Source organism: Pseudomonas sp. 7-41 (assembly GCF_021233075.1).
Classification (GTDB): Bacteria; Pseudomonadota; Gammaproteobacteria; order Pseudomonadales; family Pseudomonadaceae; genus Aquipseudomonas; species Aquipseudomonas veronii.
Genome location: NZ_CP089552.1, coordinates 184,046 through 205,959, shown reverse-complemented (window position 1 = coordinate 205,959; position 21,914 = coordinate 184,046). Strand labels below are relative to the sequence as shown.

At 53.7% G+C, this 21,914-nt stretch carries 27 protein-coding genes; 9 read left to right on the top strand and 18 right to left on the bottom strand.

Annotated elements, in window-relative coordinates; all coding sequences use genetic code 11:
• The first annotated feature begins 1,006 nt into the window (after window positions 1–1,006).
• The 9 genes from LQ249_RS31475 (at window position 1,007) to LQ249_RS31435 (ending at window position 9,995) form a co-directional block, all read left to right on the top strand.
• Window positions 1,007–1,486, top strand: a complete 480-nt coding sequence (locus LQ249_RS31475) for a hypothetical protein (RefSeq protein WP_011077916.1) — start codon at window positions 1,007–1,009, stop codon at window positions 1,484–1,486.
• Between the two features lie 201 nt (window positions 1,487–1,687).
• Window positions 1,688–2,821 (top strand): ParA family protein, encoded by a 1,134-nt coding sequence (locus LQ249_RS31470; RefSeq protein WP_016974331.1) that lies wholly within the window; start codon window positions 1,688–1,690, stop codon window positions 2,819–2,821.
• Window positions 2,822–3,088: 267 nt separating this feature from the next.
• Window positions 3,089–4,117 (top strand): ParB/RepB/Spo0J family partition protein, encoded by a 1,029-nt coding sequence (locus tag LQ249_RS31465; RefSeq protein WP_232566663.1) that lies wholly within the window; start codon window positions 3,089–3,091, stop codon window positions 4,115–4,117.
• Between the two features lie 394 nt (window positions 4,118–4,511).
• Window positions 4,512–4,817, top strand: a complete 306-nt coding sequence (locus LQ249_RS31460) for a hypothetical protein (protein ID WP_011077920.1) — start codon at window positions 4,512–4,514, stop codon at window positions 4,815–4,817.
• 955 nt (window positions 4,818–5,772) lie between these two features.
• Window positions 5,773–6,762, top strand: coding sequence for a hypothetical protein (locus LQ249_RS31455; protein ID WP_011077922.1), 990 nt, complete (start codon window positions 5,773–5,775; stop codon window positions 6,760–6,762).
• A 65-nt stretch (window positions 6,763–6,827) separates the two neighbouring features.
• A complete protein-coding gene (locus tag LQ249_RS31450; protein ID WP_016502327.1) occupies window positions 6,828–7,454 on the top strand; it encodes a hypothetical protein in 627 nt (208 codons plus the stop codon).
• A gap of 187 nt (window positions 7,455–7,641) precedes the next feature.
• Entirely contained in the window at window positions 7,642–8,001 is a 360-nt protein-coding gene (locus LQ249_RS31445) for a histone-like nucleoid-structuring protein, MvaT/MvaU family (RefSeq protein WP_011077924.1), read from the top strand.
• 144 nt (window positions 8,002–8,145) lie between these two features.
• Window positions 8,146–8,631 carry a hypothetical protein gene (locus LQ249_RS31440; protein WP_232566662.1) on the top strand — a complete coding sequence of 162 codons (486 nt, stop codon included), beginning with the start codon at window positions 8,146–8,148 and terminating at the stop codon, window positions 8,629–8,631.
• 65 nt (window positions 8,632–8,696) lie between these two features.
• Window positions 8,697–9,995, top strand: coding sequence for a hypothetical protein (locus LQ249_RS31435; protein ID WP_232566661.1), 1,299 nt, complete (start codon window positions 8,697–8,699; stop codon window positions 9,993–9,995).
• 101 nt (window positions 9,996–10,096) lie between these two features.
• Here the strand turns inward: LQ249_RS31435 and LQ249_RS31430 are convergent, their stop codons facing one another.
• From LQ249_RS31430 to LQ249_RS31345, 18 genes are all read right to left on the bottom strand, one after another.
• The gene (locus tag LQ249_RS31430) at window positions 10,097–11,356 is read right to left on the bottom strand and encodes a tyrosine-type recombinase/integrase (protein ID WP_011077927.1); all 1,260 of its coding nucleotides are present in this window, start codon (window positions 11,354–11,356) and stop codon (window positions 10,097–10,099) included.
• Complete coding sequence (locus LQ249_RS31425; RefSeq protein ID WP_011077928.1) at window positions 11,353–11,760, bottom strand: hypothetical protein; 408 nt, start codon at window positions 11,758–11,760, stop codon at window positions 11,353–11,355. Before LQ249_RS31425 ends, LQ249_RS31430 begins: the two co-directional genes overlap by 4 nt.
• A gap of 315 nt (window positions 11,761–12,075) precedes the next feature.
• Window positions 12,076–12,831, bottom strand: a complete 756-nt coding sequence (locus LQ249_RS31420; protein ID WP_232566660.1) for a serine/threonine protein phosphatase — start codon at window positions 12,829–12,831, stop codon at window positions 12,076–12,078.
• A 60-nt stretch (window positions 12,832–12,891) separates the two neighbouring features.
• Window positions 12,892–13,569, bottom strand: coding sequence for a GNAT family N-acetyltransferase (locus LQ249_RS31415; RefSeq protein ID WP_020190233.1), 678 nt, complete (start codon window positions 13,567–13,569; stop codon window positions 12,892–12,894).
• Window positions 13,570–13,594: 25 nt separating this feature from the next.
• The gene (locus LQ249_RS31410) at window positions 13,595–13,984 is read right to left on the bottom strand and encodes a hypothetical protein (RefSeq protein WP_020190234.1); all 390 of its coding nucleotides are present in this window, start codon (window positions 13,982–13,984) and stop codon (window positions 13,595–13,597) included.
• 147 nt (window positions 13,985–14,131) lie between these two features.
• Window positions 14,132–14,980, bottom strand: coding sequence for an N-6 DNA methylase (locus tag LQ249_RS31405; protein ID WP_232566659.1), 849 nt, complete (start codon window positions 14,978–14,980; stop codon window positions 14,132–14,134).
• A 58-nt stretch (window positions 14,981–15,038) separates the two neighbouring features.
• Complete coding sequence (locus tag LQ249_RS31400; protein WP_020190236.1) at window positions 15,039–15,389, bottom strand: hypothetical protein; 351 nt, start codon at window positions 15,387–15,389, stop codon at window positions 15,039–15,041.
• A 12-nt stretch (window positions 15,390–15,401) separates the two neighbouring features.
• On the bottom strand, window positions 15,402–15,677 hold the full coding sequence (locus tag LQ249_RS31395) for a hypothetical protein (RefSeq protein WP_011077934.1): 276 nt from the start codon (window positions 15,675–15,677) through the stop codon (window positions 15,402–15,404).
• Between the two features lie 360 nt (window positions 15,678–16,037).
• Entirely contained in the window at window positions 16,038–16,487 is a 450-nt protein-coding gene (locus LQ249_RS31390; RefSeq protein WP_011077935.1) for a type II toxin-antitoxin system PemK/MazF family toxin, read from the bottom strand.
• Window positions 16,488–16,566: 79 nt separating this feature from the next.
• Window positions 16,567–16,920 carry a hypothetical protein gene (locus LQ249_RS31385; RefSeq protein ID WP_020190237.1) on the bottom strand — a complete coding sequence of 118 codons (354 nt, stop codon included), beginning with the start codon at window positions 16,918–16,920 and terminating at the stop codon, window positions 16,567–16,569.
• A gap of 363 nt (window positions 16,921–17,283) precedes the next feature.
• Window positions 17,284–17,442, bottom strand: a complete 159-nt coding sequence (locus LQ249_RS31380; protein WP_020190238.1) for a hypothetical protein — start codon at window positions 17,440–17,442, stop codon at window positions 17,284–17,286.
• Window positions 17,443–17,453: 11 nt separating this feature from the next.
• A complete protein-coding gene (locus LQ249_RS31375) occupies window positions 17,454–17,636 on the bottom strand; it encodes a hypothetical protein (protein ID WP_016502332.1) in 183 nt (60 codons plus the stop codon).
• An 11-nt stretch (window positions 17,637–17,647) separates the two neighbouring features.
• Window positions 17,648–18,004: a hypothetical protein gene (locus LQ249_RS31370; protein ID WP_020190239.1), complete on the bottom strand. Its 357-nt coding sequence runs from the start codon at window positions 18,002–18,004 to the stop codon at window positions 17,648–17,650.
• 77 nt (window positions 18,005–18,081) lie between these two features.
• Entirely contained in the window at window positions 18,082–18,318 is a 237-nt protein-coding gene (locus LQ249_RS31365) for a hypothetical protein (protein WP_020190240.1), read from the bottom strand.
• Between the two features lie 363 nt (window positions 18,319–18,681).
• Entirely contained in the window at window positions 18,682–19,425 is a 744-nt protein-coding gene (locus tag LQ249_RS31360; protein WP_020190241.1) for a hypothetical protein, read from the bottom strand.
• A 270-nt stretch (window positions 19,426–19,695) separates the two neighbouring features.
• Window positions 19,696–20,226, bottom strand: coding sequence for a dual specificity protein phosphatase family protein (locus LQ249_RS31355; protein WP_020190242.1), 531 nt, complete (start codon window positions 20,224–20,226; stop codon window positions 19,696–19,698).
• A gap of 26 nt (window positions 20,227–20,252) precedes the next feature.
• Window positions 20,253–20,933 carry a hypothetical protein gene (locus LQ249_RS31350; RefSeq protein WP_020190243.1) on the bottom strand — a complete coding sequence of 227 codons (681 nt, stop codon included), beginning with the start codon at window positions 20,931–20,933 and terminating at the stop codon, window positions 20,253–20,255.
• A 73-nt stretch (window positions 20,934–21,006) separates the two neighbouring features.
• A complete protein-coding gene (locus LQ249_RS31345; RefSeq protein ID WP_011077945.1) occupies window positions 21,007–21,888 on the bottom strand; it encodes a prohibitin family protein in 882 nt (293 codons plus the stop codon).
• Between the last annotated feature and the right edge of the window lie 26 nt (window positions 21,889–21,914).

Below are 21,914 nucleotides of genomic sequence, written 5' to 3'. Positions count from 1 at the left end.
GTCTGGCCCCACGATTAGTAACGGAACCCTACAGAGAGATTACGCTGTAGTCGATACCCAGGAGTCGGTTAGGCTCTAGACCCCAGTAAAAATGGGCCTCACAGCCAACCACCTCATCCAATCGCAAGACAAGGGACAAATCTGTAGTCGATAGGCAGTAGCCGTAATTTGTAGTCGATTGGCGTCCGTTCGCCACGTAGAACAGCCGTAATCTGTAGTCGATAGCGTGGGACAGCTTTGATCCACAGCCGTAATCTGTAGTCGATACCGAAGATAGGGCTGCAAAACTGCCTGGTCATACTCGTCCACGCACAGCCGTAATCTGTAGTCGCATCGAGCTGATGACTGTAAAAATAGCCGTAATCTGTAGTCGATAGGTCCAACGGTGAAGCTCAAAGACTATTTATTGGCGAATCCACCAAGGCAGAGGGCAAACCACTGAAAAACGTCAAATAAGCGACGGGTAATTTAAAATATCATTTAAAAACAATGGGTTACTGCGATTTCTATCCAAAGAAACGCCACTCAGGCAAATTCAGAACACAAAATTGCTTGAAATCGAGCCATAAAAACTCAAACTCGTGCTACGTGCAGCATCCAGCAGCCGGAATCTGTAGTCGTTAGACACAGCCCAGGCCCTCCATCCGGCCTGTGGATAACGGCCGCAATCTGTAGTCGTCACAGCCGGAATCTGTAGTCGCTTCAGCCGTAATCCATAGTCGCAAAGCCGGAATGTGTAGTCGCAATGCCGTAATTTGTAGTCGATGATCCTCTGGAGGCCACGTAATACAAGGGCTCCAGCTCTCTAAAAACAAGAGAACAACAAGAGAAAAACAGTTAAAAGGCTTTTAAAACTGAAAAGCTAATTTTCTGAGGGTTGAAAAACCAAAAGCAGACTCACAATCCAATGGCTGTTTTTCCGACGACAATTCGGTTCGAAAGCAGCACACCCACCAGGTCGGCGAGGAGAAAATGATCCCATCCGAATATGACCTGGAGGAACCCAATGAATACTGCCGCTTTCGCGGGCGTCGCAGCTTATCTGCTCAGCATGGCTGTCATAGCGCCGGAGCCGGTAAGCCTGACTGTAGGCGTTACGACGATCGTCGACGTCCAGCAGCACTACACCATCATCGACAAGATTGGTACGTCCTACACCGGCGGCCCGGTACTTAATCTCTCAGAATGGGAGGTAAACCTGGAGGGTGTCACTGACATTCAGCTGGCCTTCAACGCTGAAGGGGTACTGGATGTCGCTACGGTAAAAGCTGACAAACTTCACCTGGAGGAAGTGCTAAGCGGGCTGAGAAGCCAGCTGCAAATTGGCACAGACGAGTCCAGCCACGGGTTTGAGAACATCACATTCTTGTCTGGCTCCACCGAGGTAGTGGTCGAATCGCATCCCATGGACACCCAATTCACAGTCAACTACATAAGCGCGGACTTCAAACGTGCACGCACCGATGCCCAAAAACAGTACGCCTGACCGCTGACATCGGCTCTCGCTTTACCTAGCGTGAATTCGGGTTTAGTCTCCAAAACATCCAAGCCAAGCCGAACTGTGAGGTGGAAAAAGCCGTTTCCAGTTCGGTTTTACAGGCAAAAACCCAGCCTGTACCATGATTTTTCTTGAAAAAGCAACTTAACGTATTATGATTCACCTGTATTCAACAATGCAGGGATCGTCATGCAGCAGCCAAGCGAGCAGTTTGAAGAGGAATCCGTCTATTTCACGGATTTCTCCACCCTCCTCTACCCCCCAAAATTTGCAGCCGATTGTTTTGGATTGACTACCCGTCGTCTTCAGGACATTGAGGATGAAAACGGGCTGGAAATTCGCCGCATTGCTCGCGGCACTGTCCCAACTCGGGCTTATACCCTGAGTGATATTTTCGATATCGCAGCGATCCGTAGAGCGAAAGGTCAAGCAAAGGGGCTACCACGGCAGGTTGTGATATCAACCTTCGTTCCCAAGGGCGGCACGGGAAAAACGACCGTAACGGTCAACCTGGCAATCTACCTCCAGATGCAAGGGCTCCGGATTCTTATCATTGATAATGATCCCCAGGGCGACTCGTCGAGTGAGCTGGGGTATGACCCAGATTTGGCAAGGTCTGACCTTGAATCGATGGGAATTCCTCCAGAGCGCTATGTTGAGGGCAACCTAGGGAACCTTCTGAGCCCAGAGCTGAGAGGTCGACAATTCGAGCCATTGTCTTTTGAGCAAGTCATCAAAAAGCCATTCGGCGAGAACGGCCCCCACCTCATCCCAGCTGATGCGTACCTCGAGGATCTTGTTGTTGCTTTAGACGCAGAGAACAATATGGATTTCTGGTATGCAGACTGGCTAGAGCGAGCCAGGACTGGAGAGATTCCCGGTATTGATACGTCAGCCTATGACGTGATCCTTTTCGACAATGCCCCTACCGCTTCTCGACTCACAAAAAACTCCATCGTCGCTAGCGACTTTGTTATCTGCCCTGTTCGGATGGATAAATTCTCTTTCCGCGCCCTTATGCGGCTGAATGAATGGATGGTTCGATTTGCCAAGGCATACCGTCGCTCCCCTGTTGTTCTAGCAATCCCGACCATGTTCATCAGGAACCGTAAACGCATCTTGAATAACCTTGTCGTTCTGAACGATCTCTTCCCTGGTCGGGTTGCTGAAGAAAAGCTCTATTACTCAGAAGACTATGGTAAAGCGCTGGATCAAGGCATTCCTCTGATCGTATGGAAGGGCGCTACCAGCAAAACTATTGACTCCATGCGCTCAGTTTTTAGCGAAGCACTCCAAAAAGTCCGGGAGTTTGCTTCTCAGTGACTGGTGCTCGGAGCACCACTTGGGTTTTGAGCTTCACTGGTGCTCGGAGCACCACCTGGGTTTTGAGCTTCACTGGTGCTCGGAGCACCACCTGGGTTTTGAGCTTCACTGGTGCTCGGAGCACCACCTGGGTTTTGAGCTTCACTGGTGCTCGGAGCACCATCAGTCTGCTGAGCTTAACTGGTGCTCCGAGCACCACTTGAGATCTTCAGCAGGCCCAAAGATTAGATGCGCTCCACGTTACAGCGGTTAATTGACGGAGAAATTATGGCTAAGTCAGAGGATTTTCCAGGAAAGCCAAAAGATGCGCCTACCTGGATGTCTGGCGTCAAAAGGACGCCGGCGGAATTGCCTGAACCCAATTTAAGAGTTTCGGTTAGGGAAATGCTTGCTCAGCAACAGGTCAATGAGCCTGTTGCTGAGCAAGCGGTAGCAGGCATCGAGGGCGAGAATAGCCAGGCTAAAGTCTCCGGCAAGGTTCTTGAAACGGGAGCCGCGAACGGTGTCATAGCTGAGATCAGCACCAGCAATATACGGGTATCGCCATTCCAGCCACGTCTGGCATTCAGCGAGGCTGCTATCGAAGACCTTGCAAATTCGATCGCTTCTGTTGGCTTGGCCAAGCCCGTCACTGTCAGACCTATAGGTGATGGCATTTATGAGCTGGTCGGCGGTGAGCGCAGATGGCGTGCTCACAAATTGCTGGGCCGGGAGACCATTACGTCATACGTCCGTGAAATGGACGACGCTTTGGCGCAGATCCTTGCGCTGACGGACAACGAAGGCCAAGAAGCGCTCACGGAGTACGAGCGAGGTAAATCTTACGCAAAAATTTTGGATTCTGGAGGTGAGCCATCTGTCAGGGCGCTGGGCCGCCGGTTAGGAGTCAATCACTCGATAGTGAGTAGATGCCTATTGCTGATGGACCTGCCTAATGAAGTGAAAGCCATTCTGGACACGAATCCAGGACTCATCGGTGGGAAGCGGGCAAAGGATTTTATTGAATTCAGCAGCAAAGAGCCCGAACTACTTCTGCGAGCCGTGACGGCGATGCGTGATGAGCAATGGACACAAGAACACGCCCTACGTTGGCTAGCTAAGGAAATTGCTTCACGGACCCAGCAAAACTCGTCCAGCAAATTCGCCGATACTGAGATCAGTGGTATTGGCCGGGTTCGCGTAGAAGGAAAAAAAGTCGAGCTTCGTTGTGAGAAAAGTGTCGACGCGAAACTGATTGCGGAGCAGTTCGAGGCCTTTTTAAAGACAATTGACCGTTCTTTGATCGAGAGCGAATGATTCACATTTGCTTTGTAACTAAATATTTCAGACGCGAAACAGGTTAGAAAACGTGCACACGAAGGCGATGTGCCATGACAGAATATGGTCTTTTAGACTACGAGATAAGGACATATGGCAACCGCAGTCGCGCAACCAGAACACAGAGTGGTGCAACCGCAGACACGATTCGCCGCTCTCGCACAGCTGTCAAAGATTGAGCCTGAGCACCTGCACGGCCTGAGCCGGATTGAGCTGTTTTCGGTAATTTCAGAGCACTGGCTGAAGTGTTCAGCCCCCGCTCGGATTCACATGTTGAGCAGCGAAGATCGGTTCATCCGCGGTGAAGCGCGGGCTCAGAACAAAGCATTAAGCGTTACGCAAATTTGCGTGGACCAAGCTCCAGGGATTATCTATGAGCAATTCAACCAAACACCGTATCTCGCTGGCGTATGAGCACGAAGGTGAGGTGCGACAGGCCTCAGCTGAGGTGAACCAAACGAAGGCGAGCATCACCTTCAGCGGGCTTCCGAGCGTAAAGTTCCAGGTGTCACTGAGCGATCCTGAACAGGTGATATTGCAGTTGCCTACAGACCGCAAAGGAAAAAAACCGACGGTTTCTTGCGACATATCCTCGATCCCTGAGTTGGAAGCGGCGATGGACGAGGTGCGCAGGCAAGGTTGGCTTGGGCCAAAGGTGTCAGTGAGTGAGTGCGGGTGAACCAGCGTCGGTGCCTTGCTCCGAGATCTGGGCGAGTGAAGTTGACCTCAAGGAATCGCACAAGCGCATCCTTTTGCACGAATCGCAATTGACCCTCCAGCTCATTCGTTACTCTGTTGCTCTAGTGCGAGCAGAGAGTAGGCCAGGAGGCCGCAGGCCTAGCAGGGAAGCTCAAAGGAGGCTGTCCCGGAGCATCCCAGGCTCCGGTCGGGAAATGATCTACATAGATCCTCGTAGTAATCTATGCTTTCACCAGCCTGTTCGCCTTCCTTGTGTGTAAAGGATCGAGCTTACGCCGGGCAGAAAACTCAAAGCATCAATTAATGAAACTAATTACGCCTTAAATGGTCTGTGATGGCCTAGTGTTTGCTGTAGACATGGCCCTAGCTTATGCTGTGCTATGAAACAACTTTTTATAGGTTTTTGCCGTTCTGCGACCCGTTTACGAGCTGAAAAATGACGACCTTTTGACGCCGTTTTTGTGTAGTGATGCGGAACTGTATATCTATACACTGATTAGCATGCAGCCTTTGCCTTGACAGAAAATACCGAGATTCAGCCATGATCACAAAGATGCCGCCCCATGTAGTCAGAAGCTTTCCCTACTGGGAGACGCCACCAGAGCCGGGCCAGGATTTGCATGAATTGAAATGGGGTGTCATGGAAGTCCTTTCAGACAAGTCGCTTAGATTCGTTGACACAAAACCGGATCAAGCAGCACTCGAAGAACTAATAAGCCAACTTCAAGAGAAGATTTAATTTAGATTTTTTATTGTCTGGGCTTCTCTAGAACACCAACCCCTGCTTATACGGCAGGGTTTTTTTTTGAATGAAGATTGAGCCTAGGGTAGCAACAATGATCGCGAATTCAGACGTAAAAACGACCTGAAAAAGCGTCACTTGTGCGCGTCTTCGACGTATCGTTCTTGGATAAAACAGGAACGAGAAGCTGCTTATGCAAAGCTATGATCTTGAGTTTCACGATTACGCTCAGCTATTTCCGCTAATCATCGGAGATGACTACGAAGCCCTGCTTGAAGATATTGATGTCAACGGACAGCGTGCCTCGATCGTTCTCTATGAAGGAAAGATCCTTGATGGGCGCAACCGGTACCGCGTTTGCAAAGATCTGCTGATCGAACCCCGAACAGAGGAATACACAGGAGATGATGCCCTAGGTTATGTCCTCTCGCTTAACCTCTATCGCCGGCAGCTCACCGTTGCACAACGGGCTTTGATCGCTGCCGAGCTGTCCTCACTGCGCGGGAGTAGCGCTATCACTGTTGACCTGGAAAAGGCCGCCGGGCAGGAGCTGGAAGCCGCAAAAATGGCTATTGAGGAGGCAGCCAAAGTACTGGGTATCAGTCCGCGCTCTGTGTCTTCTGCGTGCAAGGTTGTCCGAGACGGCACCCCGGAGCTGCTGGATGCTGTCAAGGCCGGCGACGTAAGCGTATCCGCAGCGGAGCAGGTGGCTAAGCTGGAAAAAAAAGCACAGCAAGAACTGTGTAGCCGCGGGCCTAAGGCAATTCGTAAGGCTGCGAAGGACATGAGGGAGGAGGGTAGGTCGAAACCTGCGATGCCTAATAAGCCACTTCCGCTCTCAGATAAAAACGGTCTCCTGCCTCCGCCAGTACCGCTTGACGATGATGAAAATGAAGATGGCGCATCAGCCCCTGATGCACCGGCAAACCAAATAGCCGCGATTGAGCAAGAATCGGACGTTTTCTATACCTATGAGAGAAAGCCGGCGGCTCAGCTCCTGTTCGAAATGGCTGATGCTGGAATGCAATTTGGCCGAGAAGCTGAGGGCGTTGCCGACGACATCATGAATGAGGTTGAAGAGGGCCTGGATCTTCAGTTCCTTGCATTCGTTGTTGACGTAGCCAAGAGGCTAGAAAATCGGGTGAAGGCAAAAATGCAGGCCCGATATGCTGAGGAGACATGAGTGTTGGGATTTTCTGGAAGGGTGATTTCATAGGTTAAAGCCCGAACAGAAAAGGAGTACCCCGCATGCAAACAACTCAGGACGACACCGTAATGGATTTTGGCCCGAACCTCTTCGGTGGCGAGGGTGGCTCTGCGTCCATCCCTTCCGCTGATGATGCAGATGCTACGAACAAGGCCCAGGAGGGTACGGCGAGTATTTCTCATCAGATGACTGAGGGTTGTACCGAAGAAAACACGGCCGAGGCCGGCGGCGGCCAGGCTGGTGGTAGCAGCGCTCCCTCGAGCAGCAATGTTGCACCTGGCGTGAATACTCAACAGGCAGCCACTCAAACCAAGGCAGGGAAGTCCGAAGTTGGCACCAAAGCCTTGTCCAGTGTGAAAGCAGCCGTGAAGGTTTTCGAAAGCATCAATGGCTTCGACGAGCAAAGTGCGACTCAGCGTACTGTCGTTCGCGATCTAATGTTAAAGCAGTCCGAAGCCATGGAACTCAAGCTCCAGGGCAAGAAACCTCCCGAGGGTGAAGACTTTGATTCCATTGCGAAGCAGCTCCGGCGCGAGAACAACCGCCTCGACTCCCTGCTTGAAGGTAAGGAATCACTGTTCGGCAAGGCCCGGGAAGCCGCCGAAATTGCGATCGAAAACATGCAGGGCGTAATTGCCGAAATCAACCGTTTGGAGGAGGAGGCTTAGCCCTCCTGGACGCCATGAACAAGAAACTGTTCGTCGACATTCAATTTTACGCATTCTGGCCTTCCGCCGGATTCCTTGCGGGCTATGCATTCCTTGCATCGGCAGGCATGATCTAACCAGCAGCCCTAGCAAGCCTGGCGCGCACCGTCACGGCTCAGGGCCATGTAACCCAGACCAAGGAGACAAGATGTCCCTCATCACCGAATACCGAGCCACAGAGGAAGCCATCAAGGAGCTTCAGGAACGACTGGAGAAGCTGAGCGGAAATGAAGCCCTTTTGAAAGAGATGGAGTTCGAGAAAAAGCTGCGGGCCTTGATGTCTGAGTATGGCAAGAGCCTGCGCGACATCATCGCGATTCTTGATCCGGACTATCGAAAGCAAATTACCCATCAGCCTGGCAAACCTCGTGCGCAACGAGCAGTCAAGGTCTACCGCAACCCCAACACGGGTGAGCTCGTTGAGACCAAGGGCGGCAACCACAAGACGCTCAAGGAGTGGAAGCAAGAGCATGGCGCTGCTGTAGTCGAGACATGGCGAACCCAGTGAGTTTGCGCTACCGCGGATCTTCTAAAATAAAAGGCCGGTGAACCCGGCCTTTTTTGTGAGTTAGGTTTGGCCACCGGGAGCTTGGGTTTTTTCAATTGAATGCGAACTTGAAATGGAGGTAAATAATTATCAACGGAGGATCAAATGGATAGCACTGAAAATGTCGATGAACGCCTGTTGGCCGCGGTTATGGATGAAGCGCAAACAGACTTCAGCATAGCCAGTATTGCAGTTGAGAAGATCCGCCAGGGAGCTGAAAGCATCGCCGCCGGCATGCACGGTCGCAACCATGTAAAGGCGTCATTCGAGCATTATGACGGTACACCGATGTCGCCTGAAGAAGCCTTGGCTCACCAGTGTGTCCATGCGGCAAGTATCGGAAAATCCCTCGGGCAGGAATTTCTTCTGAAGGCACCTGCTCCCCTTCTGGAGCAATTTTCCGCCGTGGCAGGGAACCGTAACGTTGCGGACAGTGGGGCAATGCTCGCAGGCCTGCTGCATGGGTTCATGATTGCATTCGCCACGAAGGAAACGGAGGAGCGAGCGCTGAAAGCGATGCTGGAGGTTGCCCGGATCTGCGACGAGGCCAACAATATTCGAGGCACCTCTTTCGGCCAAGCCAGCGAATGAATTATTGCTCGGCGGGTAACTGGTCACCGTTTATGCCCATTGAGGCACTGGAAAGGAATTGAGTCATGTCTGACGACAAACACGTCAAAACTGAGCCACTGCGGATGCTGTTCGTGGACGAGTACAGCAACTTTTTGGGGGGGCTGAATGACACGCTGAAGGAAGAGTTGCGAAAGGTGTCTGGCGTACCTAATGCAACCTACCTGGTCAATGACGGGAAGGTGTTTGTCTTCGACAAGCTGGTACACCTGGTGAAAGAGCGCCAGAAGGAGCAGCCGCATGCACAGCTGCAAGAGATGGCCCGCAGCTTAACGGTCGAAGAACTGGCTCTCAGCTTGATTGCCGAAGCAACTGTTTCTGCCAAGGAAGCCGTCGAGGCCTGGGGAGTAGTGCCGGTTCCCTACCAAACGGAAACTCTTGCGGCGATGGACACAGCCACCCTTGAATCTCGGGCGACTGGCCGCTTAATCCTGCACCGCCCCTTCAATGCTCGAATGCCGGGGGATTTCCAGGAGGAGGGCGACGTGAAAGCCGCGTTCGCCAACCTACTGGTGGGTGGTGTTCTCCCTGGTAGTGGTGACTTCACCTATCGCGGGCAGCCGATGACGCTGCGCGATCCCTTGGATCTGGCGCTGCTGCCGGCCCGGCCTGAAATCCCCGAAGGGCCGGCGGCTGAAGGCTGGGTCTACACGGCGCTGGGTAACGTCGAGTTCGAGGCGGGCTTTGAGCCAGTCTCGGAGGTGATGTTCAACGCCGTGAAGGAAACTGAAGCGAAGTGGCGTGGCGATATCGCTCATGCCGCCAAGCATGCTCAAGAACGAGCTGCAGAGGTCTGGGCCCAGGCTGCCGGCCTGCGCCTGGAAACGCTGAACGACCCGACGGATGAGGTGCCGGAGTACGGGGAGGAAGAATTCCCGCAGCTGCGAGCTCTCTACCCAGAACTGTCCATGCTGTCGGATGGCACCCTCTACTCGTTGTTCGACGTGTTCCAGATGGAGTGCCACTTCATCAACGGGTGGGCGGCGAACCGTGACGACGATTTTCTGTTCTATCTGCTCGGTAAGGTCGCAGACCGCAAGAACGATCACGACACGGCTAAAGAGGTCGGTGAGTGGGTGGCCGACGCCCTGTTGCATGGTGCAACCTTGGATGCTGCCCTGGAGATCGGTCGTAGTGCTGACCGATACAACCAGGCGATCGGCAAGCTCGCGCACCGGATTGCCGATGCCATGCGCTTCCTGGCTGAGGACAAGAAAGCGACCGATCTTCGTGGTCGTACTATCACGACTATGGGGGACACATTCCGGATCGGCAGGAAGTACAACGCCACAGCTATGGTGGTGGAGCAGAAACTTCCATTCTGATCTCACCTATGAAATATAGGAACTGCGAGGGAGGGGGGCACAGTTCAGGCAAAATTGGTTGTTATTAGGGCGCTTCTGGCAGAGCGCCCTCACCTCGGTGGTCAAGCGGCCGGCAGAACCTTGGCCAGATCTGACCCAGCATCAGGGGCAAGCTCCGAAACCAGATCCGATACCTCACCTTGCACCTGAGGAGCGTTGGCGACAAGAAAGTCCCCCCAATCCTTCATCAGGGCGCGACGCTTATCCAGCAAGTCACCTCGGTTATATGCTGCTTCAACCTTACTGTTGAGGGTATGCGCGAGAGCCATTTCGCAAACCTCTCGCTGGTGATCGGTTTCTTCTGCGGCCCACGTCCGAAAAGTAGATCTGAACCCATGCGGTACGACGCCATCGACCTGGAGCTGATCGAGCACCCTTGCCATGGCATTGCCGGGAATAGGGCCTGTTCGCCAGGAGTTGAGAAATATCCATTTGTCATGCTTTCCGACCTGCTGCCGTAGCACCTCGAGCATTTGCTCCGTAAGGGGTACCCGATGAGCCTTGCCCGCTTTCATGCGTTCTGCTGGGATGTACCAGATTTTCTCCTCCCAATCTATTTCCGGCCACTGGGCCCCGCTCACCTCTTGGTTACGGGTCGCAGTCAGAATTGCGAATTCAACAGCACGAGCTGCTGACCCATCCAGGGAATCGAGCCTGGCCAACAGCTCGGCAGTGCGTAAAGGTGTCGGAGACGGGAAGGGGACTACCGTATGCGATTGCTTGGGCAAGAGCTTGTCGAGATGACCACGCCACCGTGCGGGGTTTTCACCTTGCCGAAGCTTCAGTGCCTTCGCTGCATCGAGCACGAGCTCTATGCGATTCCGGACGCGGTTCGCCGTGACGGGGATCTTGCTCCAGATCGGCGTCAGCACATCCAGGATATCGTCCGTGTCGACCTCGGCTATCCGAAATCCGCCTATGGCAGGGTAGACATGCTTCGTGAGTGAATTTTGCCATTGCTGGTGATGTTTCTTAGACCAGCTTGATGAATGCGTGCGGATGTACCTTTCTGCCGAAGCCCGAAACGTGTGGCTCGTTGTGGTTCGTGAGGCTTTGGCAGCTTTGACCTTCGCACGCTCAGCGGCTGGATCGACGCCACGTGCGATATCGAGCCGGTATTTGTCAGCCTCCAGCCGCGCGTCTCTGAGGCTCAAGGCAGGGAAGGTCCCCAGGGCTAGATCGTGCCGTTGCTTCGCCAGCATATAGCGAAAGACCCAACTTTTCCGCAGGGTAGCTGACACACGAAGAATCAACCCTCGGCCGTCCTGGTAGGAGCCGGGCTGGTCGACATCCTTGACGAACTTAGGGGTCAGTTTGCTCATGAGGTGCCCTCGGTCACCGGGCCATTCTTTTCATCCACCGGCACGTCATCCTGAAAAGCGAGAGAAATGTTCTCCGGTGGGACAAGGTGAAGGCAAGCAAGCTCGTACCCCGCATCTGAAACGAGGTGTAAACCGGAGCGATCAACGGCGAGAACGGAAATCGCTCCAGGCTCGTCATCAAGCGCTTCACCAAGCCAGTTACTGAGTGCGTCTTCTACTGCCAGCATCGACCCAAAGAAATAGACCATTTCCTTGGCTTCACCGAGTAGTTCGGAGCGAGGTCCAATCTGCGGCCGTAAACCGTCACGGAAGATGGACTCAAGATTACGGGTTGGCGTGACGTGGTAAATCTCACCAGAAATCGGCTCGTTTTGAGCGTGCTCATTCGAAGCATGGTTTTTCACTACGGATTCCTCGCGGCTCGTTTGTTCGCAGGCGCTGATACTGCAATCGCGCCAGATCTCGCCGGAATGTAGGAGGATAAGGTATCCCCATACAAAACGGCTACAGGCCAGAACCTATAAGGGATTCTAGAAAACCCAAATATTACGTCCCACACCATAGCCCACAGTTGCTATCGAGCAGTATGACCATTCCAGGAAGCAGAGGAGGCCGACCGACGAGAGCATGAGTACCTGGACCAGGTGAGGTAGGGGAGAGGAGAGGGGGAGTCGCCCACCCGGCAGCAGGCCTGAATCCTCGGCCGGGTTGTTGCCTGATCAGATCGAATGGATGGCTTCTGAGCCGCCAATTTCAACTATGGTCAATAGCCCGTTTTCAAAAACACCACCAGTATCAATATATCGAACATTCCCTAAATCAAGGACGGCGGCGACTTTCGTGTGGCCTACAAAGATCCTGTCGATACCAGCAACGGGGATGGTTGTTTGATTTGCATGTCGAGACCTACGCCACATTGCTTCCGTGGCATGGTAGTTCCTATAAGAGTCGCCTAACTCACCTGTCAGAGCCTCTTCGAAGCGCGACCAACTTAGGCATGTGCATTCAGCATGAACAATTCCAAACTTTTCGCCGTTGCGGCCTTCGACCTGAATAGCGATGGGTAGACCATGTAAAGCAAGCCCTATGGACTTCTGCTCGTCAGAGGTAAGGGAATAAAACCATTCTCCACCGTACTTCCGGTGTCCAACTGGTTCGGTATCTAGTCCGCCTTCAACACACCAGTAGTCATGATTCCCCATAACAGATTTGAACCAAGGCTTCTTCAACCAGTCATCAACTTGGTGTGATTCTGGCCCTCTATCAACTAAATCACCTACCGAAAATAGTCTGTCTGCATATTCGTCAAATCCTACCGAAGATAACAGTTTCGATAGCTTGCTGAATTCACCATGAATATCGCCAACCACGAAATCACGCCCAAAAATATTTGCTCCATACTTCGCGTAATAGCCATTGGCGCTCACGCTGACCGGGGCATGAATTGCAGAAAGATGAGGGAATTTGGGCATCATAATAGGCTCGCGATACGCTGGAATTGTTGGCATACAGACCATTTTCGGAACGGATAGCGCCTAGATGGATAAAGGGTTCTTGCGTTGCTCAACGAAGTACGCAACCTCTTGAGATATTCGCTTTGTTTCAGCGTCATACTCATCGTTGATAGCAACAGCCCGATCCCCGCCAAGTTCGCTAATCAAGCGTTGAGCTTCTTGAGAAACCGCACTTTGTCTGTTCAGGAAGTTCGGGTCTATGACGTTCATATTGTAGGAACCGCCAATTCGCATAGCGACTTGAGCCCCTTGGGCCTCGCACATTACGAATCCGATCTTTTCATACGCCTCTACGAGTGTTGGAAAGCAGCTCAGCGCTATGTCGGTGAAGCGTGGTTTTAGGCTGGAAATCATCGCAGTCATAATTCCCTGATTGCGGTGGGCTGAATCGACGCAAATATAATTGATGCCACAAGCAGTTTCGGAGTCGTTAGCACGGGTTAGGGTCATAAAACCTATGATAGTTGATGCGGCATTTACAGCGATTACTAATTCTGAATTGATCATCAGGCTAATTGCTGGGTCTAGTTGAAGTTGGATGTCAGTCAGCATCCACGCACGAACTACGCCGAACATCGGGTGGGTAGTACTTATTGGTCGGTTGACCAAATCCTGGCTATAGCGATAGGCCATACGCAAGATTTCTTCTTTCTGCGAATCACCTAGTTCTTTAATATTTTTGATTGTAACAACTTCCATGATTGCTCCTTTGTGTTCGCTTCGGTTATTTGCTTTCAACAATATGCCACTGACCATCCCAGTTTCGGATTTTGCATTTAGCAGTCATTCCGCGCCCGGTGTGGATGCCTTGAACAACGCCCTCGCCAGGCCCCGTTCTGGCAAAGTTCACACGGCCACAGTCTTTGAAAGCGACCTGATTCATGAATCCCCCCCTGCTTTGCACCGCGTCCTCCCCCGCTGCCGTATCGACTGCTCGCTGGTCGTTTGTGATGCGAGTAGCTTGAATCACGGTCGAGCCGTCTTCTGCCTTGCTGTAGTGCAAAGTGCGCTCGTGTTCGACAGCACCGGTACCGACTGCGGCCCCCGAATCTCGCGACGAGTCGCAGCCGGCCAACGAGAGGCCAACGAGGGTGTAGATAAACAGCTTGCGCATAGATGGAGCTCCAATGATGTTTGAGGAATAAGCATGCCAGCGCGGGAGAAAATGCCAACTCAAGTTGATGCATTTACTGCCCTGAGCGGGAGCAGGGCGCTGTATCTTCCTCCGGTGTGTCGGAGATATTTCCGCCAGCAATACTCATCAGAACAGTGCGATTTGTTGGCCACTGGTTGCGGGGGGCGCAGTGAGAGCGGCCAAGTCCCGGAACAGGACGGGCGTAGTATTTTCGTCTGGAGGATTGGTGATCTCGCTGGCCATGGCCTGGTGGCGCGTTAGCCTGGCGCGCCATAGACCCATAACGTGTGCCGGCGTGTACCACAGCTCCCGTTCTTCCAGCGCCAGCGTGTTACCGAGGATCAGAATTGCAGGAATGTGCAGAAGGCTGAGCTGGAGGTAGGTCATATGAACTGCGCGGGAGTCGACATCCTGCGCAGTCACATGGAGGCAGCGCTGGTAGTTGAAGCCTTTGTCTCCCAATGCTTCGGCGATCGCGATCACCATAGCTCCCGCACCGGATGCTGGTTCGTTGACCGTTATAAAGCCTCGCTCATCTAGTCGCTTGCGCAGATCTGCACCATCCCCAAAGAGTTGTGAGGCCATGAGCTTGCAGACTGGGTAAGGGGTGAAAAACTGTCCTCTTGAGCTGTTCCCCAGCTCCAATTCGCCGAATACCTGGCCAAGCACATCGTCAGGCCCATATTCCATTGCCATGGTGAGTTCAGCGAGCATCTGGGGAAACCGATGCACCTCACTCGGCTCATACTTCTTAATGATGCTCATGTAGCGTTTTTCACGCTCATTACGCTGGCCCAGGTCCACGCTGTTGCTCATCGCTAGCGCGCCCATTTCGCAGAAGTCCGCAAACACATCCCACAAGTGATGGCGATGGCTGTTTGCGTTGAGCAGGCGAATGAGGTTTTTGCGGTGTTCTGCCGGGCTCGAGGATTCGGTCTTTGCGTTTGCGTGTCTTGATTTAGCCATGGTGCTCATCAGCTGCTATCGGGAACGTTAGGACGAACCTAACCCGAAGTGATGAGAACCCAAGAAGTCAGTCGATCACGATCTCTCGTACTGAATCCCAGTCGTTGGGGGAAGCATCGCCGGTGGCAAAAGCGAACCGCATACCCAAGGTCGGCCTGCCTTTCTTCATGAGATAAGCCGCAGCTCCAGCGCACATCGACTCGTGCCCCGAGGGTTCATAGTTCCCCTCATCGTCCCAGTTGCCACCCCGTTTTGAATGCACGGTCTTGTGGCACTGGAAAGTAGATTGATCATCCTCGATCAGGGTAGAAATAATCCCCTCCAAGCGCCCGCGGCTTAGCGGAATGGCTCCTTCCTTGAGGAAAGGGCAATTCGCACAGGGTTTTTTCAGTCGGAAATGCTGCTTGATCGGATTCACTGAACCGCATCCTTAGCGCGAGACATCAATGGCGAAAACCTCGACTGGATCTGCGCCGAAGTGTGGATGAACGATCGTCGTCAAGCGATAGCCCTTCCAGGGCAACACAAGTCTTCGTGCGTCGTCTCCGCGCTTCGGATAGCCCCGTGTCAGCTCAATCTGGTCGAAGCTCTGTCCATCCAAACGCCGTCGCCAATAGGGCGTGGCAGCCCGGAATTCTTCCGGCTTGATCCCGGCCTTGATTGCGTCGAAATACTCGCCTTTGAGCGGCAGTACCAGAGTACGCATGAATAGGGTTCCTTTTCAGAGCGGTCGAGTGCAATCTAGGCTCCGATTATCCCATTTGCGAGACACAACCCAAGCACATAGCAGGTGGGATGGAATGCTGGTGGCTACCTGATAAGCGTAGGATGTGCGGTTGGAGAAAGCCGATGCTGCCTGGTTGGGATGTGACGCCCAGCGGCAACCTCTGAAGGAAGGGGGGGTAGAGAAGGGGAGGGGGAATCTCAGAAAGGCAAAAGCCCGGTGATTAACCGGGCTTTGCAGGTCCCTCTAGGGGGATAAAACTCAAGTGCCTCAAGGGCTACGTGGCAAATAATAGGGTCAGCTGACACTTATGTCAACTATTCAGTAAGCATTTGACCTAGGCTATTTCAGCAATCCACCAGCGTTAACGGCCTTAATCACTGCTGTCTGAATCAGGGTAACGACCTCTCGCGATAGCACCTGCTCAAGATGACCACGCATCGCCCTGGGCTTGAATAGGCGCTGTTTGCTGACCTGCTCAACGAGGTCCGCTTTGGCCCACCTGGTCTGTTGCTTGAAGTACGGTAGCTCGTCAATCAGGTCGCTCCCCAGCTCGACGTGTAGCCCACGGCTGAGTTTGCCCATGTCCTTTGTTGTCGATAGCGGCACGACAATGCAGGCATTTGGGTCGATGCGCGCGTTGAGCACAACAACCAAGCGGTTTTTTATCATTTCGGGCTTCAAGCGATAGTCATAGTTCTTGAAAACTATGACGCCGTTTTCATCGTACTGATAATCGCCGTAATTGCATTCCAAGATTTGACCTATCTTGGGTTCAAAATTAATAGCCATCAATCGTCCTTAAATTAGGTCGCCGCTAGCGATGGATCTTGCCACAGATCAGGGTCGAGAGAGCTAAATGTGATAGTTCTCAGAATGCAAGTTCTTGCTGGCGGTCAGCATATCCGCACCAGCGGGCAAAGCAATCCGGGCTACCCACCTCTATCTCGATGTTTCCTGTATAGCCGTGTACTCGCGCGTCACGGATCAGCTCTGCGATTACCTCGGGACTGTCGCCCATCTCGAAGCAGGTATCAAAAGTGCGTTCGCCAAGTCCTTCATACCCCCGATCCCACAAGTGATAGCTGGTGATCTCACGCACGAGGTTGTTGCGATAGGCTAGCTGCACGAAGCGCACACGGGCCTTAAAGCCCGAAGCTGTTGAGAGGCCTACCTTGTCGCGTAGACGAAACAGTTCGTTGATGGTGGCGGTGTTGTGAGACATAAGGCGATCCGAACTTTCCAGGAGATGCCATCAGGCTACGGCATGAGGTGGGAATCCCAACCGGACTCAACGAGCCACGGGAGAGCCGATGCCGAATGGCGGCATGATCAAAATTTCGTAGACAGAAGGGGGCTGGGGATCAATTTGCACTCTGCTGCCGGTGTATTGGGCTGAAAGCCTCCCATCCAGAGGAAAAACGCCGTAGGGAATTTCAGGATCGGTGCCGTGCCACATCCGGGCGCGGTAGTCGATCCGGAAGAGCCCAACCTCAATCCAGTGGTGGGGAGAAACGGCCCGGCCAGCAACGAGCTGGTGGCCAAGCCGCGCTGCCTCGGCCCAACTCGTTTAGGGCTGGGCTTTTTCCTATGCATCCATCTTCGGGGGGGCTGGCTTGATGAAAACCACCACACCCAGCCAATTCATCAGTGCGTGACCTGGTGCGGAGAAGTCGCCACCTGGTAGCAGCCGGAAGCGCTTCGCAGCCCTGATTTCAACCTGTTTCGAACGAACGGTGAAGATCATGAACTTTTCCGTTACTCGGGTTGATCGGTGACCAGCTCTACGCCGCCATCCCATTCGGCCAGGACTTCGGCACCGCACGCGGAGCAGGCCGTAGTCACTTCGGGCGATGATTCAGGCAGATGCAACTTGCCTGCTTGGCCGCACACGGTGCAGCGATACACGTACAGAACAAGCGGAGCATTGGTGATCGACATGTCATATTTTCCTATATTCCGTCGCTGTCGGCCTTGGTTGAAATGTAGCGGCATTGCTCGAAATAAAGCTCGTTAAATGGCAAAAGACATAGTTGCTGAGTGCCATCCCTAAAAGTTCGAAGCTCGACCCTCTCAGTGCGTCCAGAATCGAACACAAAATCATCGCCTACGACTGAAAACTCGTCCGTGGTCGTTTTGACGAAGTGATTATTTGATATCAGTAACTCCCCGGCCGACCGGTAACTTTTTAACGTTCGACCATGGATCATCTCCTTAACTGCCCAACAGCCCCAAGCGACTAGGGCTGCTAGAGCTATAATCGGAAATATCTTCACAATTTTTTGCTGGTGATCTTTGAAGTTATTCATGCACGGTATTTTCCTGGTTGCCGTGGGCGCTGTTCGACCTCACTTCAGCTAGCGTCGGCAGACCCATGGGTTTCCCCTCAACCCACCGTGGGTTTGTCGGTGCCCGTTTTCAAAGGCTGGTTGGCCTCCTTGAATTCGTATTGCTTTACAGGTCGCATAGCAGCCATAAAACCATCCATGAAAAGCCAGGCAGAGAATGTGGCCCCGATTAATACCGCTACCCGGCCAACCCAGTCGTTCACTCCGGTTGAAACAACCAGTTGCATCACCATAGCCGCGAACCAAAATGCGATTGCCTTGTTACCTGAAAACATACTGACCGTCCTGTTTGGGGAGTACGCAATGTGGCGTCCTCGTCTACGTCCTCGGCCCAGCTTTTTAGGGCTGGGCTTGGGCGTACCTGGGCGGTTTCCGTGATCAGTTGTTGGGGGTTGATTCCAGAAGCTCGCGGACTTCATCCGCATACGCCCACCAGATGATGTCAGTCCGTTCAACGCTCCAGCCGTCACTACATGCCGTGCTCCAGTTTGGCTCGTCACCCTCATCAATACAGTTGTAGTCAGTGACCTTGAGGACGTGCAGGCCGTAGGTGGCAGTCAACGCGATGAGTTTCGGTGACTCCCCGTCAATCAAGCGAGGTACATCTGAAGGTGAGTGCCTAAGCATCTTGTTTTCCCTCAAGCAGCGGCTTGATCGGCCTGAGCCATGATCGCCTTGGCCGCGTGGTTGATCATGTAGAGCTGAGCATAAAGGCTGTCGCAGGTCTTCGTTATCCGGTGCTCGTACCACTCTTCGCCGAGGCACAGGACCTCGGCATTGTCGCGCATGAACTGGTGCGCCTCTTCGGTGAAACCGATGTTCTCAGCGAGGTCAAAGAGGTCGTCCCAGTGCATCCAGCGATCATCGCCATTCTCCAGATCGCGGCGGTTGGTCACGGTCAGGGCGCGGAACTCCCCCCAATGCTCACCACGAACCAGGTCCGCATCCTGCGCCCAGGCTGGCAGGGCGTCCCAAATTTCCTCGGAGCAGTTGTCGTGCAGTTCCCGGCAGATGCTCGACACCAGTACCTGGCGGAACAGGGTTGTGCTGAATACCTGCTTTTTGTGGGACTCGTTGAGCTTGGTGTGCAGGTAGTAGGTGACGTCATCACCCGCAAGGAACGATATGCCATAGCCCAGGCCGACACTGAACGTCAGGTCGCCGATATCGCCGACAACGGCGATTCCGAACCGGGTCATCATGATATCGAAGGCATAGGCGGTGGTGCTCTCGGCCTTGCAACGCCAGACCTCAACGTCGGGCTGCTTCACCAGGCAGGTGTACTGGTGATTTTTGAGCTTTTCGGCGGCACGGGCCTTGCACTCGGCCTCTGTCTGCCGGCGTTCTTCGATGTAAGCCGCTCGCGTTGTTTCAACATTCATGATCCGTTCCTTGACTGCATGTGGGTGACAAAAGATTCAGCTATGAGCGTACTGCGGCTAGCCGAAAACCCAATGGCTGGTTGAGCGACAGTGCGTTGCTCAAAGAAAAGCCCGCCGAGGTTAAGCCTGGCGGGCTTTGGTAATAAAACGAGCAGCTTCAGCGGCACCACAGACGAGACAGGAGGGGGAGGAGTGCCTTGGGAGCATAGCTTCTACCATGAAGCTGCCCAGGGCCTAATTTACCATGACTCGCTGCGGTCTTCTGCTCTCTCAGGAGAACAGCGATTTGATCGCCGAAAGAAGGCTTCGCTTTGGCGCTTCTGGTTCCACTGGTGTTCTTGCCGCACGGTAGGCTGCCATCAGGTGAACATCGTTGGCCAACATCCGGTAGACGCACTGGTTTGCGTCTGGGGTCGGCTTATGTAGCTGGTACCCATGATGTTTGCTGATATACAAAGCAACCGCGGCACTCCGGGATCGCCCGGCCTGGCAATTGACGGCGATATTTTCCCCTTGATCTGCAATTTCACGGATGCGCTCCCGCAGCACGTCAGCCTTGCTGCTGAGCAAGTAGTCGACGTAATTCCGCTCAAAATCTGGCCCGTATATCTCGATGACTTCTTCGTCAAAGCCAGCATCAATGAAGTGGTGGTAGCTCACGCTCTTCCACCGTGCTTCGTCGATGCGGGCCTGATCTTCAAGGCCATCGGATATCGATATCAGGTGGCAGTCGGGGCCTGACGAGTATGCTTCAGCCTCGCTACGCGATAAGAAGGTGCAGCTGGGTATGGTTCGGTGCATTTTTCTCTCCGTTGCCACCGGCATGTCTACTGGGTTACCGAGGCCCTGAATTTCGATACATCGCTGCGCTGTGCTTCCACTACATTCTGTAGTTTGCCGACATGAAACGCGGCGATGACTGGGCTCTGTAGAAAAGCAACACCGGGAATGGTGTTTGGCAGCAGAGCCGTAACCTTGGCATGCAAATGTGCCCGGATCGGCTCATACCATGGCGCGTAACCACCCTCTCTCTTTTGGCTCGGCTTACGGTAGATGGATTGTCCGTCACCCTCTGGCAGCTTGAGCATTTTCCGACACTCCAGTGACTCGTAGCTGAAACAGCCGATTTTCATATCACCGTCCAAGATGCCTTGACGCAGAGCACTTACCTCGGACGTTGCGAAGATGAAGGACATGCCCAGCACGACCAGGAAGAAGCCGGCTACGCGCAGACATAGCAGTTGCCCTAGCCCATACAGCGCGAGTAGCCCCCCCATTACGGAGCCATGCCAGTAAAGACCAACTCGAGGGCTGAGGAACGATGCGTTCCGCATATCTTCGTTGGTGATAGGCACCTGGAAGGTCAACCAGGCGGATGCGAGGACGCAGATCGCCAGCCACGCGAAGATCAGCAAGCCAGCCGCCGCGATGACAATGCCCGTGATCTTTTCAGCCTGAGTTAGCAGGGCCTGCTTGGGCATACCGGAAGAGGGAATTTCTGTGGACATTGGTAGATTCCTTTTTCAATGACAAAGCCCGCGAGCTGGTCAGGCTTGCGGGCTTCTAGGGGGGAAGAATGGATTACTTCTTGGCGTCGATGAACGGCAGGGTTCCGCCTGGAAGTACCGTGGTAGGCAGCACGCCGTTCCAGCGCTCGGCTTTGGTAAGCTCGACCAGGCCGGGGTTGCTGCCCAGGGCGCGGGCGCGGGCGTCGATGGCTTTTGCTTCCGCTTCGCCGCGCAGCTGGATGCTTTCCGCTTCGGCACGTGCGGCGGCCAGTGCCGAATCCGCGGTAGCCTGGGCCTGGGTGACGACAATCCGCGCCTGGATCTGCTCAGTGGCCAGTTGCTGCTCACGAGTCTTCACGGCAACCTCAGCGCGCATGCGTTCTTCGATCGACTTCTCGTAGGCGTCACTGAAGTCGATGTTCTCGACTTGCACACTGTCGATCACCACCGGTCCACTGATTGCGCCCTTGATTGCGGTGGCGATATCGGCAACCAGCTTGCCGCGTTGCTGTACGGCGTTGACGGCGGTGTACTGACCGAAGACGTTTTCTACCTGTGTCGGGACATGGCGGCTGATCGCCCTTGTCAGCAGGCCGTCCAGATCGGCGTAGCTCTTGTAGACATCCGCGACCTCACCTGCCGGCACGTGCCAGCTGACCGAGACCGACAGCGTTGCAGCCTGCTGGTCACGGCTGTACGCCTGCAAGCCGTCCCACTTGGTGGCGTTGTTCTGTATCGAGATCGCTTTGGCGCTGTCGATGAAGGGGATTTTCCAATGCAGGCCTGGATCTGCCACCTCCATAAAGGCACCGTTGCGCAGGACTACTGCGCGCTCTTTCTCGTCGACGGTGTAAAACGAACCCAGCAGCAGACCCACGCCAATAACGGCCGAAACGGCAATCAAGCCGAGAGCCAGGGGAGATTTGGAGGAGGATGAGAAATTGTTGAATTGCATACTGATGATCCTTGGTGGTTGGTCGC